12 protein-coding genes are annotated in these 12519 nt (G+C 71.3%); 5 read left to right on the top strand and 7 right to left on the bottom strand.

Features of this window, described 5'->3' with window-relative positions; translation table 11 throughout:
• The coding region (locus G3573_RS15655; RefSeq protein ID WP_163262299.1) for a hypothetical protein at positions 1-375 on the bottom strand (375 nt) is incomplete at its 3' end.
• 273 nt (positions 376-648) lie between these two features.
• Between G3573_RS15655 and G3573_RS15650 the strand changes: the two genes are divergently transcribed.
• Both G3573_RS15650 and G3573_RS15645 read left to right on the top strand, forming a co-directional pair.
• Positions 649-1431, top strand: coding sequence for a DUF6065 family protein (locus G3573_RS15650; protein WP_163262297.1), 783 nt, complete (start codon positions 649-651; stop codon positions 1429-1431).
• Between the two features lie 59 nt (positions 1432-1490).
• On the top strand, positions 1491-1808 hold the full coding sequence (locus G3573_RS15645) for a phasin family protein (protein ID WP_163262295.1): 318 nt from the start codon (positions 1491-1493) through the stop codon (positions 1806-1808).
• A 146-nt stretch (positions 1809-1954) separates the two neighbouring features.
• On the opposite strand, the gene G3573_RS15640 is transcribed toward G3573_RS15645, so the two are convergent.
• The 5 genes from G3573_RS15640 to G3573_RS15620 all read right to left on the bottom strand — a co-directional run bounded on the left by G3573_RS15640 (position 1955) and on the right by G3573_RS15620 (position 4924).
• Positions 1955-2521, bottom strand: coding sequence for a hypothetical protein (locus tag G3573_RS15640; protein WP_163262293.1), 567 nt, complete (start codon positions 2519-2521; stop codon positions 1955-1957).
• A 257-nt stretch (positions 2522-2778) separates the two neighbouring features.
• Positions 2779-3474, bottom strand: coding sequence for a hemolysin III family protein (locus tag G3573_RS15635; protein WP_346427398.1), 696 nt, complete (start codon positions 3472-3474; stop codon positions 2779-2781).
• 80 nt (positions 3475-3554) lie between these two features.
• Positions 3555-3992: a VOC family protein gene (locus tag G3573_RS15630; protein ID WP_163262291.1), complete on the bottom strand. Its 438-nt coding sequence runs from the start codon at positions 3990-3992 to the stop codon at positions 3555-3557.
• A 37-nt stretch (positions 3993-4029) separates the two neighbouring features.
• Positions 4030-4470: a hypothetical protein gene (locus tag G3573_RS15625; protein WP_163262289.1), complete on the bottom strand. Its 441-nt coding sequence runs from the start codon at positions 4468-4470 to the stop codon at positions 4030-4032.
• A gap of 1 nt (position 4471) precedes the next feature.
• Entirely contained in the window at positions 4472-4924 is a 453-nt protein-coding gene (locus G3573_RS15620) for a hypothetical protein (RefSeq protein ID WP_163262287.1), read from the bottom strand.
• Positions 4925-5225: 301 nt separating this feature from the next.
• Between G3573_RS15620 and G3573_RS15615 the strand changes: the two genes are divergently transcribed.
• On the top strand, positions 5226-8252 hold the full coding sequence (locus tag G3573_RS15615; protein ID WP_205598286.1) for a TonB-dependent receptor: 3027 nt from the start codon (positions 5226-5228) through the stop codon (positions 8250-8252).
• Positions 8253-8362: 110 nt separating this feature from the next.
• Positions 8363-8755 (top strand): VOC family protein, encoded by a 393-nt coding sequence (locus G3573_RS15610; protein WP_163262285.1) that lies wholly within the window; start codon positions 8363-8365, stop codon positions 8753-8755.
• Positions 8756-8941: 186 nt separating this feature from the next.
• Here the strand turns inward: G3573_RS15610 and G3573_RS15605 are convergent, their stop codons facing one another.
• Positions 8942-11626 (bottom strand): PAS domain-containing protein, encoded by a 2685-nt coding sequence (locus G3573_RS15605; RefSeq protein WP_163262282.1) that lies wholly within the window; start codon positions 11624-11626, stop codon positions 8942-8944.
• A gap of 315 nt (positions 11627-11941) precedes the next feature.
• Here G3573_RS15605 and G3573_RS15600 point away from each other — a divergent pair.
• Positions 11942-12519 (top strand): Crp/Fnr family transcriptional regulator (locus tag G3573_RS15600; RefSeq protein WP_163262280.1); only part of this gene is annotated, 578 nt, incomplete at its 3' end.

The raw sequence follows: 12519 nt of genomic DNA, 5'->3' as shown, positions 1-12519 counted from the left end.
CTGCTCGGCCCGGCGCACCATGGCCAGCGCCCGGCGCTTGCCGCCGACGGTGCGGGCCCGGGCCTCGGCGTGCTCGAGGCGCTGCAGCTGGCGGTTGGTGCGCTGCAGGGCCTGGCTGAAGATCTGCTTGCGGCGCGCGGTCGGCTCGCCCTTGGTCACTTCGCCCGCGGTGCCGCGGCCCTTGGCCCGGGCGACCGTGCGACGGCGGTCGCGCGACTGGGTGCGGGCCTTGTCGCGCAGGTCGCGCAGCCGCTTGCGGGTCTCGCGCAGCGCGTCGGCGTCGAGATCGGCGACGGCCGGATAGTGGGTCTTGCCGATCACCTCGAGCTCCTCCTGGGACAGGAAACGGCGCTCGCTCGCGGCGGACGTGGACATGGCCGGGCCTCCGATGGACGGGCGGCGAGCAGACACCGGCTCGGCGGGGGCGGCTATCGGGTGAAGACCTGAGGGGCCATTCCTCCCCCCTTGGGGGAGGGGGACCATGCGAAGCATGGTGGAGGGGGCTCGTCTTGGCGCGACGTCGCAGCTGAACAGGCCCACTTCGCTGGAGCCCCCTCCACCGCCTTCGGCGGTCCCCCTCCCCCACCGCTTCGCTCGGGGGAGGAATTTGGGCGGATCACACCGCCCTCCCCGACGGTTACGCCGCCCATGGAGCTGATCTGCTATCGCTATCCCGGCTGGGAGCCGAACATCCGCCCGGCCCCGGCCAAGCGCGACTGGATGGACGCCGCGCCCCAGCAGTTTCCCTACCGCTGCCTGCCGCTGAACGTGGCCAACGCGCACGGCTGGGAGGTGCTGTCGCCCTGCGACGTTGAGGCGACCTGGAACGGGACCATGGGGACCGACGGCGTGGGCGTGCGGCCCGACGTCGGCACCGCCCCGCACGACGCGCCGGTGTCGATCTTCGGCCAGGGGGTGCTGACCTTCCACATCCAGGGGCTGTTTCGCACGCCGCCGGGCTGGAACCTGTGGGTCGGCGGCTCGCCCAACCGCTTCAAGCACGCCATCCAGCCGCTCACCGGGGTCGTGGAGACCGACTGGGCCCCCTTCACCTTCACGATGAACTGGCGCTTCACCAAGGCGTGGCGGACGGTGCGGTTCGAGAAGGGCGAGCCGATCTGCTTCATCTTCCCGGTCCAGCGCGAGGCGGTGGAGAGCTTCGAGCCGGTGTTCCGTTCGATGGACGAGGATCCGGAGCTGAAGTCGCAGTTCGAGCTGTGGAGCCGCGACCGCAACGCCTTCCAGGCGCAGGTGAAGGCCAACCAGCCCGAAGCCGGGGCGGACCGCTGGCAGAAGCACTACTACCGCGGCGTCGACGCCACCGGCGAACCGGGCGCCGCCGACCACCGCACCAAGCTGCGCCTCAAGCCGTTCCGCCCGGCCGGCGCGGCCGAGACGCCGGCCCCGCCCGACGAGGACGTGCAGGAATAGCGCGCGGAACAGGCGCGCCCGCGCGTCGTTCCCACCCTTTCAACCCGAGGAGACCCGCCATGCCCCGCCCCGGCGACGCGAACGAACGCGCCACCGCTTTCCCCGGCGGCTTCCCAGACTTCGGCGCCTCCTTCGGCGCCCCCTACTGGGAGGGCGTGCGCCGCATGCAGAGCGAGTACGTCGCCTTCATGGCCCGGCGGCTGGACGACGACCGCCAGACCCTGGAGCAGCTGGCCGCCTGCAAGGACGTCTCCGACGTGATGGACGTCCAGCAGCGCTGGGCGGCCCGCTGCGGCGACGCCTACCTGCGCGAGGCGCCGAAACTGGCGGCGATGGCGATGGACAGCTTCAACGCCGGGCGGCCGCAGGCGCGCTAAACGACCGTCATCCCGGAAAGCGCGCAGCGCGGGACCCAGCAAGCTCGACCGCGACGCCGCGAGACCTGGGCTGCAACGCGTACCGCGCTTGCTGGGTCCCGGCTCTCCGCTGCGCTTCGCTCCGCTGCGGCCTGGATGACGCCCATCTAGGTCTCGTCTCCCTTCCCCGCCCCGACCGTCACGGCCGCGACGCCGCCGTCGGCCAGCACCTGCAGCAGTTCCCAGAACGCCTCGGGGGGCGCGGTGCCGAAGTCGACGTGCATGGCCCCGTCGGTGAGCGACACCGAGTGGATCACCCCCGACAGGTCGGCGTCCTCGTCGTTGGCGGCCTCGCCGCGCAGCTCGTGCGGGTCGAACCAGGTGAGGAACCACAGGGCCAGGCTTTCCGGATCGGGCGCGCCGCCGGCGTAGCGGAAGGTGGCGTCGTCCCACTGCAGGTCCTCGAAGCGGACCCGCACGCCCGCCACGCCGCCGTCGAACGGCTCGAAGGCCGGGCGCGGTTCGGGATGCAGCTCGATGGCTTCGGGGGCGCCGTCGCCGGTGACCAGGAAATCGACGCAAAACAGGTCGTGCAGCAGGCCCGAGCCTTCGCTGAGGCGCAGCTTCACCTCCGGCGCGCCTTCGGGATGGGCGCGGACCTGGATGTCGACGAAGCCGGCGAATTGCGCCTGGTAGTCGTCGCGCAGGCCGGCGATCATGCTGACCACGTCCAACGAGGGACTCCGATGAGATCCTTCTCCCCCTGTGGGAGAAGGACGGAGCCCGCGCACCGGAGAGCGGAGCTCGAAGGTCCGCGCGGGAGGATGAGGGGTCGCGCCGCCCGGTCCGCGTCGTGGAGCCGGCCATCGGTCGGCCAGCGCCGCACGACCCCTCATCCTCCCACGCAGGCCTCCGCTGGCGCTCCGGCGCGTGGGGCCCTCCTTCTCCCACAGGGGGAGAAGGGATTAACGCCTGAATCCTCGTCCCGGGCTCAGGACGCCGGCGCGAACACCACCGCGGTCATCACCGCGGCGTAGTGGACGGCCGCCGCGGCGACCACGAAACCGTGCCACACCGCCCGGCGGAACCGCAGGGTCTTGCGCAGATAAACCAGCACGCCGGTCGAATAGACCAGGCCGCCGACCGCGATCAGCACAAGGGCGGCCAGCGACACGCCGTCGGCCAGCGGCCGGATGGCGATGACGATCAGCCAGCCCAGCGCGACGTAGAGCGCCACCCACAGCTTCTTGCCGAGACCCGGGAGGAACAGCTTGCCCAAGGCGCCTGCCGCCGCCAGCGTCCAGACCGCCGTGGTCATGCCGATCGACCAGCCGCCCTTCAGCACCAGGGTCGTGAACGGGGTGTAGGTGCCGGCGATCATCAGGAAGATGCCGGCGTGGTCGAAGCGGCGGAACAGCTGCTGCCGCTCGCCCTTGGCGAAGTTGTAGAGCGCCGAGCCGATCAGCATGGCCAGCAGGCAGCCGGCGTAGACCGAGACCGCCACCGTCGCCGCCACGCCCAGCCGGCCGAAGATCGACAGGCCCAGCAGCACCAGCCCGCCGATGGCGGCGAAGGCGATGCCCACCCCGTGCACCCACGCGTCGGCCAGCCGCTCGCCGCGGGTGGGATAGTGCGGGGCCATGCGCGCCAGGGCCTCGGCCAGGGCCGGCGGAAGCGGGAGGTTCACGGAAGGACTCCTCGATGCCTCCCCAAGGTGGATCACCCGAATGCGGCCGTCCAGCGGCCGACCCGCGGTTTTGCGACGGATCAGCCGAGTTCTTGCGCCAGGCCGATCAGGATCCCTTCCGGGCCGCGGATGTAGCAGAGCCGATAGGCGCGCTGGTACTGGACCACTTCGCCGACCAGCTGGGCGCCGTGTTTGCGCAGCCGCTCCAGCGTTTCGTCCAGGTCGTCCACGGCGAACATGACGCGCAGATAGCCCAGGGCGTTGACCGGCGCGGTCCGGTGATCCTCGACGACCGCCGGGGCCATGAAGCGGGAGAGCTCCAGCCGGCTGTGGCCGTCGGGCGTACGCATCATGGCGATCTCGACCCGCTGGTCGCCCAGACCGGTGATCCGCCCGGCCCACTCGCCCTCGATCGTGGCCCGCCCCTCGAGCTCGAGGCCGAGCTCGGCGAAGAACTCGATCGCCGCGACGAGGTCCTCGACGACGATCCCGACGTTGTCCATCCGCTTGAGCGCCATGGCCCCACTCTCCAGGGTGTCGCGCTGATCTACAAGGTCAGGGCAGGTCGCAGCGGAACTCGGTGGTGCTGCACCAGGGCCGCTCGCGCGCGGCCGGGACGACCGACAGCTGGTCCAGCGCCGTCTCCAGGGTCCCGTCCGGATCGGCGCCCTCGAAGAAGCCCTCGATCACCATGCCGGCGGCGAAGCGGTCCGGATTGAACCACGCGCGCCCGCCGGGCCTGGGCGTGACGCCCGGCGTCAGGCACTGGACGGTGAACTCGACCCGCCCGGGGGCCGCTTCGCGGAAGCTCCCCACCGTCTCGCCGCTCAGGGTGCAGGCCCCGTCGGCGGCCTCGACCTCGGTGAGCCGGATCTGCAGGTGCAGAGGCGCCTCCTGGCGGGCCTTCAGATACCATTCCGGCGCCAGCGACGCCTGAGCCCCCGTCGCCGCCAGCAGGCCGGCCGCCAGAACCGCCACGCCCAATCGATTGCGCATCTCAGCACTGATCCTTCAGGAACTGCAGCGCGGCCGTCAGCCCGTCGCGCACCTGCGGGCTTTCAATGACGAACCAGGCGTTGTCGGTTCCGTCGACGCCGCCCCAGATCATGAGCGTCCCCCCGCTGTGGAGCCTGACCTCGGAGACCCGCGACCAATCGATGGCGACCGAGTCCGACGAGCCGTCCGTGAACTCGGTGGCGCAACGCCCCGCCGACTTGGCCGCATGGGGCGTGATCTCGTCCGCGAGGTAATTGAATTCAGCGAAGTCCGTGGGATTAGCCGCCCCCCAGCGCAAGGAGGTCACGCTCCCGGCGCCGATCTGCGTGGACACAAACGCCTGCACCCCCTCGACCGTGCGGCCGTCCTGCGCCGCGGCGACGCCCGGCGCGAACGCCAGCAGGGCCAGGGCCGCGCTGGCGGCCAGGGCCAGCTTCACACCGTTCAGTTCCATGTCTTTCGCCCCCCGGCGCGCGTTCCGTCGGCCAGCATGCACGCCCGGCCCGCCGAACGCGCCTACAATATTGCAGAGGCGGGCGGAGGCCGCGGGACCGTCGCCCTCCCCTCCGCAGATCCCCCGCCGGACAAGCCGACCCCGCGTACCGATCCCCCGCCGCCACACCCCTGCGGGTTTGTCCGGAGGGAATTGGAACAAACGGCTCAGCTCTCCGGTTGACCGCGCGTTTCCGTGAAGCTTCCGCCGCCGCCGCGGCCGCGAAGCTCGACGCGTAGTCTGAAATTTCGAGGGGATTTACATGCAACCGCTGCAACGCGTGTTGCTGGGCGGCGCCTCGTGCGCCGTGCTGGCGACGATGGTGACGTTCGCGCCGAGCTTCGCCTGGGCGCAGGACCCGAACCAGGAGCCGCCGGCCGCGCAAGAGGAACCGGGCGGCGAGGTCGAAGAGATCGTGGTCACCGGTTCGCGCATCCCGCGCAAGAACCTGACCAGCGTCAGCCCCGTCACCACGCTGGGCCAGGAGGAGATCGAGCTCACCGGCACGACCCGGATCGAGGATCTGGTCAACCAGCTGCCGCAGGCCTTCGCCAACCAGGGCGGGTCGATCTCCAACGACGCCACCGGCACGGCCACGGTCGACCTGCGCAACCTGGGTCCGACCCGGACCCTGGTGCTGGTCGACGGCCGGCGCCTGCCGGGCGGCACGCCGGGCGGCACCAGCGCCGAGGACATCGCCCCCGACCTGAACCAGATCCCCGCCCAGCTGGTGAAGCGGATCGAGGTGGTCACCGGCGGCGCGTCCGCCGTCTACGGCTCGGACGCCGTGGCCGGCGTCGTCAACTTCATCATGAACGACAGCTTCGAGGGCCTGCAGCTCGACGCCCAGTACGACTGGTACCAGCACAACAACGACAACGGCATCCAGGGCCTGCTGAGGGACTCCGACGTGCCGGTGCCGGGCGACCGCAGCGACGGCGCCACCACCAACCTCACCGGCATCATGGGCATCCGTTCGAACGACGGACGCGGCTCGATGCAGCTGTACGCCGGCTACCGCAACGTCGAGGCGATCACCCAGGCGAACCGTGACTTCAGCTCCTGCGCGCTGGGCACCAACGACGCCGGCACCGCCTTCACCTGCGCCGGCTCGGCCACCAGCGTGCCCGGCTTCTTCCAGCCGGTGGACGCGGCCACGTCCCTGCCGGTCGGCGATCCGCTGACCATCGACTCGGCGACCGGAAACACCTTCCGGCCGTTCGACTTCGACACCGACCTGTTCAACTTCCAGCCGCTGAACTTCTTCCAGCGGCCGGACACGCGCTACACCTTCGGCGGCTTCGGCAGCTACACGGTCAACGACCAGGCCGAGGTCTACGCCCAGCTGATGTTCATGGACGACCACACCCAGGCGCAGGTGGCGCCCAGCGGTCTGTTCATCAGCCAATTCGCCGTGCCCTGCGACAACCCGCTGCTGTCGGCCGACCAGGTCGCCGCCATGTGCACCGCCACCGGCGTGGTCGACACCGACCCGCTGGCGCCGGGCAACCAGGGCCTGGCCCAGGTGCAGATCGGCCGGCGCAACGTCGAGGGCGGCGGCCGCCTGGACGACCTGCGCCACACCTCCTACCGCGGCGTGGTGGGGGTGCGCGGCGACCTGAACCCGGACTGGAACTACGACATCTACGCCCAGTACGGCTCGGTGGTTTTCGCCGAGAACTTCCGCAACGACTTCTCGCTCAGCCGCAGCCGCCGGGCGCTGGACGTGGTGGCCGACCCGATCACCGGCGCGCCCGTCTGCCGCTCGGTGCTGGACGGCTCCGACCCGGCCTGCGTGCCCTACAACATCTTCCAGACCGGCGGCGTCACCCAGGCGGCGCTGGACTACCTGCAGGTGCCTGGCTTCCAGGAGGGCTCGACCACCCAGCAGGTGATCAACGCCTCGATCTCCGGCGACCTGACCGCCCTGGGCGTGAAGTTCCCCTGGGCCACCGGCGGGGTGCAGGTCGCCTTCGGGACCGAGTACCGCTACGAGGCCATGGACCTGAAGACCGACGCCGCCTTCACCAGCGGCGACCTGACCGGCCAGGGCGGCCCGGTGATCGGGGTGTCGGGTTCGTTCGACGTCTACGACCTGTTCTTCGAGGCCACCGTCCCGATCATGGAGGAGCAGCCCTGGGCCCAGGAGCTGTCGCTGGACCTCGGCTACCGCTGGTCCAACTACTCCACCGGCATCAACACCGACACCTACAAGATCGGCCCCAACTGGGCCCCGACCCAGGACTTCCGCCTGCGGGCCAGCTACCAGCGGGCGGTGCGCGCGCCCAACGTGCGCGAGCTGTTCGCCACCCAGGCGGTCGGCCTGTTCGACATGAACTCCGACCCCTGCGCCGGCGCGACGCCCACCTTCACCCTGGCGCAGTGCGTCAACACCGGGGTGACGGCGGCCCAGTACGGCCTGATCGCCGACAACCCGGCCGGCCAGTTCAACGCCCTGTTCGGCGGCACGTCCAACCTCGGCCCGGAATCCTCGGACACCTGGTCGGCGGGCATCGTGTTCACGCCGAGCTTCCTGCCGGGCCTGAACGGCTCGATCGACTGGTTCGACATCGACGTCGACGGCGTGATCGGCTTCGTCGCCCCCGACCTGGCGCTGCGCCAGTGCGGCCTGACCGGCGACGCGTTCTTCTGCGACCGCATCAACCGGGGCGCCGGCGGCAGCCTGTGGGTCGATCCGAACGGCTTCGTCTCGGCGGTGAACGAGAACCTCGGCTCGATCAAGACCTCCGGCGTCGACGTCAACGTCAACTACCGCTTCGACCTGGACACCATCTGGGAAGGCGGGCCGGGCGACGTGACCATCAACTTCGTCGGCACCTGGCTGGACAAGTTCGAGGTCGAGCCGGTGCCGGGCCTGGGGACCTACGACTGCGCCGGGCTGTACGGCCCGACCTGCGGCGCGCCCCTGCCGGAATGGCGCAACAAGCTCTGGATCGTCTGGAACACGCCGTGGAACGTCGATGCGTCGCTGTCCTGGCGCTACATCGGCGAGGTCACTCTCGACGGCCTGGACAACAATCCGCTGCTCAACGACCCCAACGCCCCGACCGTCGACCGCAAGCTGGACAGCCAGAACTACATCGACATCGCCGGCAGCTGGGACGTCGAGGACAACTTCACCCTGCGGTTCGGCGTCAACAACCTGTTCGACCAGGATCCGCCGATCAGCTCCTCGGTCGGGGTGGGCTCCGGCAACGGCAACACCTTCCCGCAGGTCTACGACGCGCTGGGCCGCCACTTCTTCATCGGCCTGACCGCCAACTTCTAGAGACCCCTCCAGGGTGCGTAAGCGACGCCCCCGGTCCGCACGGGCCGGGGGCGTTGCGCATTTCGGGACGGCTCCGCTACGCATGGTCCCCCGTCCGACCGGAGCCCCGCATGACCCAGATCCGCCCGTTCCTGATGTTCGAAGGCCGCGCCGAGGAGGCCATGAGCTTCTACGTCGCCCAGTTCGGCGGCCGGGTGGTCGACATCGCACGCTACGGCCCCGGCCAGCCCGGCCCGGAAGGCACGGTGATGAAGGCCACCTTCGAGATCGCCGGCCTGCAGGTGATGTGCTCCGACAGCTTCGTGAAGCACGCCTTCACCTTCACCCCGTCGACCTCGATGTTCGTGGACGTCGACGACGAGGCCCAGATCGAGCGCCTGGCCGTGGCCATGGCCGAGGGCGGCGGCGTGCTGATGCCGCTGGGCGACTACGGCTTCAGCAAGCGCTTCGCCTGGGTGTCGGATCGCTTCGGGGTGAGCTGGCAGCTGAATTTGGCGCATTAAAAACGTCCGTCATCCCGGCCGGAGCCGCGCAGCGGCGCAGAGCCGGGACCCAGCAAGCTCGACCTCACCGCTGCGACCAGCGCGCTGCAACAAGCGTCGCGCTTGCTGGATCCCGGCTCTGCGCTGCGCTTCGCTCCGCTGCGGCCGGGATGACGGAACGAATAGTCTAAGGCCGGGCTCGCCCCCCTAGATCACCCAGCTCTCCACCATCGCGTCGTAGGCGCCCAGCAGGGCCTCGTCGCTGACCGGCTTCCGCAGCACCGGTCGGCCGGCGTGGCCGCTGTCGGCGTCGATGCGGCCGAAGCCGGTGGAGAAGGTGAAGGGCACCCCGCGCGCGGTCAGGGCGTCGGCGATCTCGAACGAGGTGCGCCCGTGCAGGTCGACGTCCAGGAAGGCGGCGTCCAGCGGCCGGTGGGCGATCACCTGGAGGGCGGTGGCGACGTCGGCGACCGGCCCGATCACGTCCAGCCCCGCCGCGGTCAGCACCGCGTGCGCGTCCAGCCCGATCAGGGCGTTGTCCTCGACCAGCAGCACCACCCCACGCCTGGGCTTGGCCGCGCCAGCCGGCGCACAACGCTGCTCCGTCACGCCCTCCTCCTCCGGCGCGCCCCGGCGCAGCAGGGCGGCCGGCAGCTCCAGCCGCGCGGCCAGGCCTTCACGCCGCCAGTGCAGGTCCAGCCGCCCGCCCAACTGGCGCGCGGCCAGTTCGTTCAGCAGGGTCGAGCCGAAGCCGGGCTGCTTCGGCGCGGCCACCGGCGGTCCGCCGGCCTCGGTCCAATCCAACGCCAGGCCGCCGCCGGTCGTGCGCGCCCAGTTCAGCCGCACGCAGCCGCCGGCGCGGCTGAGCGCGCCGTACTTCACCGCGTTGGTGGCCAGCTCGTGGACGATCATACCCAGCGCCTGCACCGCGCCGGGATCCAGCGTCACGTCGGGTCCGCTCAGCGTGTACTGGCCGGGCTTGGCCAGCGCGCGCAGTTCGTCGTCGACCACCGCGCGCACGCCCCCGCCGCTCCAGCCCTCGCGCGCCAGCAGGGTGTGGGCGCGGGCGAGCGCCCCGATCCGGCCGCTGACCGAGGCGACGTAGGCGGCGATGTCGTCGGCCCGGGTCAGCTTGACGATCGACTGGGCCACCGCCAGCACGTTCTTGGCCCGGTGGTCGACCTCGCGGATCAGGAGCTCGCGGGTCTGCTCCATGCGCTTGACGAAATCGATGTCGGTGGCGGTGCCGTACCACTTGACGATCCGCCCGGCCGCGTCGCGGACCGGCACGCCGCGGCTGACATGCCAGGCGTAGTCGCCGTTGGCGCGCTGGACCCGGTGTTCGCACTCGTACGGCTCGCCGGTCGCCACCGCCCGGGTCCAGGCTTCGACCGTCAGATCGTGGTCGTCGGGGTGCAGCGCCGGCTCCCAGTCGTAATAGCCGTCCCGCATCCGCGTGAAGCCCGCGTACTCCTCGGTGCGGCGGTTGTAGTAGTCGACCCGGCCGTCCGGATCGGCGGTCCACACCACCTGGGGCATGGCGTCGGCCAGCTCGCGGTAGCGCGCCTCGCTGTCGCGCAGGGCCCGGGCCTGGCGTCGTTCGTCGGTGACGTCGCGCGAGACGGTGGCGAAGCCGACGGTCGCGCCCTCCGCGTCCCGGATCGTGAACGCCCGGCAGGCAACCGGCACCGTGCCGGGTCCGTCGAAGCGCCGGAACTCCGCTTCGCCGCTCCACTGGCCGGTCTGGCGCAGGGCCGGCGCGATCTCGGTGTCGATGCGGATCCGCTCCAGCGGCGAGAGGAAATCGCCGAAGGACATGGTCGCGGTGTCGGTGTCGGGCGGCAGGCCGACCATGGCCAGGCCCGCGGCGTTGAGCCGGACGCCGGCCCCGTCGGCGGCGCTGGTGGCGATGAAGTTGGAGGATTGCTCGAACACCGCCGCCAGGCGACGCGCGTCGGCCTGGGCCCGCGCGCGCTCCACCTCCGGCCAGATCCGCTCGACCACGTCGCGCATCAGCAGCAGGTCGAAGTCGCTCCAGCGGCGCGGCCCGGCCGTGACCGCGGCGACCCCGGCGCGGAGCCGCCCGCCGCGCAGCAGCGGCACGGCCACGACCGCCCCGGCGCCCAGACTCTCGAACGCCGCCCTGACGTCGGCCACTCGCGGATCATGCGCCACGTCGTCGATGCGCAGTTCGCGCCCGAGGTTCAGCTCCTCCGCCGCGGGACCGAAGTCGGACAACCGGAACCGGCCGCCCGCCGGGGCCATGCTGCCGTCGCCCCAGTCCGGGTCGATCTCGAACCAGGTCTCCCCCTCCTGCTGCCCGGCGTCGGCGAAGCCGATCATGCCGAGGTGCAACGCCTCCCCCAGCATGCGCGCCGCCTCGCGCTTGACCGCCTCGGGGCTGTCGGCCCCGCGCAGCCGGTCGGCGAGCGCGATCTGGAAGGTCAGCCGCCGCTCGTTCTGCACCTGGGCGGTGGTCTCGGAGAGGGCGCAGAACATGCCGCACACCTCGCCGCGCTCGTCGCGCACCGGGCTGTAGGAGAAGGTCCACCAGCTGTCCTCGGGATAGCCGTGGCGTTCGACAACCAGGTGCAGGTCCTTGCGGAAGGTCGCCTCGCCGGCCTGGGCGCGCTCGACCATGCCGCGGACCTCGGGCCAGACGTCGTCCCACACCTGCGCCAGCGGCCGGCCCAGCGCCGCCGCGTCGCGCGCGCCCAGCACCGGGCGGTACGCGTCGTTGTAGAGCAGGATCAGCTCAGGCCCCCACCCGATGAACATGGGGTAGAGCGAGTTCAGCATCAGGCTGAGGGCGGTGCGCAGCGAGGCCGGCCAGTCCTGGGCGGGACCAAGCGGCGTCTTCGACCAGTCCAGGGCGCGCATGCGCTCGCCCATCTCGCCGCCGCCAGCGAGAAAGGCGGGAGCCGGACCGCGGACCGACCCGTTCACAGCTGAGACCCGTTCACAGCTGAGGTTCCTGCGAAACCAGCCGAGCTAACGTTCGAGACCGGCCAGTGTTCCGCGCGTGCCAAGCGGCGCCTCATCCGTTAACTTACGGGCTGGCGCGTGGGCGACGGCGATGGCGAACCTGCCGTCCGTCGCGGTGTTCCGCGCCCCCTGTGCGTCCTCGTACGCGTTTCGTCCGATTTCCTCAGCCTTGAGCCGCTGCGCAAAACGCGCGCGCGGTCCGTTCGACGACGGAGAAGGGACATGAACCTCGAGCCCGGCGCACAAGCGCCAGCCCCGGCCGGCCTGCGCTCACGCCCGGCGGCGGTCGAACGGCTGCTGACCCGCACGCGCATCCGCGACTTCGCCGAACCCGACACCGTCGGCCACAAGGGCGTACGCCTGGTCCGCCAGGGCGCGGGCGCCACGCCCCTGCACGTGCTGCTGTCCGGCTGGGCGGCGCGGACCTGCACGACGGTGGGCGAAGCCACCCTGCTGGACCTGCTGATGCCCGGCGACGTGTTCGGCCTGGACGCCGAGGCGGGGGTCTCCGACTACGCCGTGGTGGCGCTGACCACGGTGCGGGTGCTGACCGTGCCCCGCGCGCGGTGGAGCGAGCTGTTCAACGCCGATCCCGAATTCCGCCAGCTGTACGTGCAGAGCCTGACCGACCAGGCCGCGCGCGCGCGCCGGCGGCTGCTGGCGCTGAACGCGCGCACGCCGGCCGCCAAGCTGTGCGGCGTGCTGCTGGACCTGCACGATCGCGCCTGCGCGGCCGCCGAGCTGGGCGAGACCGGCGACGAAGGCCCGGAGCTGCCGCTCAGCCGCAGCCTGGCCGGCGC

The sequence above is a fragment of the Caulobacter sp. 17J65-9 genome (assembly GCF_010975005.1).
Classification (GTDB): domain Bacteria; phylum Pseudomonadota; class Alphaproteobacteria; order Caulobacterales; family Caulobacteraceae; genus 17J80-11.
Note: the sequence above shows the minus strand (reverse complement) of the source record. Positions and strands in the feature narration are given on the sequence as shown.